This window comes from Tistrella bauzanensis (genome assembly GCF_014636235.1).
GTDB classification, from domain to species: domain Bacteria; phylum Pseudomonadota; class Alphaproteobacteria; order Tistrellales; family Tistrellaceae; genus Tistrella; species Tistrella bauzanensis.
In genome coordinates this window covers 1-695 of the sequence record NZ_BMDZ01000209.1, presented here as the reverse complement: position 1 = coordinate 695, position 695 = coordinate 1, and the positions used below count along the sequence as shown (strand labels likewise).

The 695-nt window shown below is 58.1% G+C and carries 1 tRNA gene and 1 rRNA gene; both read right to left on the bottom strand.

Annotated elements, in window-relative coordinates:
- Positions 1 to 374: 374 nt before the first annotated feature.
- Positions 375 to 451, bottom strand: a tRNA-Ile gene (locus IEW15_RS25615).
- A gap of 74 nt (positions 452 to 525) precedes the next feature.
- A 16S ribosomal RNA gene (locus IEW15_RS25610) occupies positions 526 to 695 on the bottom strand; the annotation flags it as partial.

Here is a 695-nt window from a genome sequence, read left to right as displayed (position 1 = left end):
CACTGTCCAAAGAACTTGTGTTCCAGCCAGCCCCTCAGGGCCGGTGGAATATCCGGATCGGAAAACCGATCCCGACCGCATCCGTCTGCTGACGGGCGGGTCGAAATCATATCGCTTCCTACGTCGTTCAAGCCGTCTGTGCGTGCTGTATTCAGNGGCCACTCAGCTCGCATTACATCAGACGATCTCATCTCTTCACACTGTCCAAAGAACTTGTGTTCCAGCCAGCCCCTCAGGGCCGGTGGAATATCCGGATCGGAAAACCGATCCCGACCGCATCCATCTGCCGATGGGCGGGTCGAAATCATATCGCTTCCTACGTCGCGAAAACCATTTGTGCGTGCTGTATTCAAGCCAGTCATGGGCCAAGAAAGTGGTGGGCCCGGGTGGACTCGAACCACCGACCTCACGCTTATCAGGCGTGTGCTCTAACCAACTGAGCTACAGGCCCGCACAGCACCCGGATAAATCCAGGCTACGGTTACGACGCGGAAGGGATGCGGGGACGGCGGTCATCGTCCTTAGAAAGGAGGTGATCCAGCCACAGGTTCCCCTACGGCTACCTTGTTACGACTTCACCCCAGTCGCTGACCTTACCGTGGACGGCTGCCCCCCTTTCGGGTCAGCTCACCGGCTTCGGGTAAAACCAACTCCCATGGTGTGACGGGCGGTGTGTACAAGGCCCGGGAACGTAT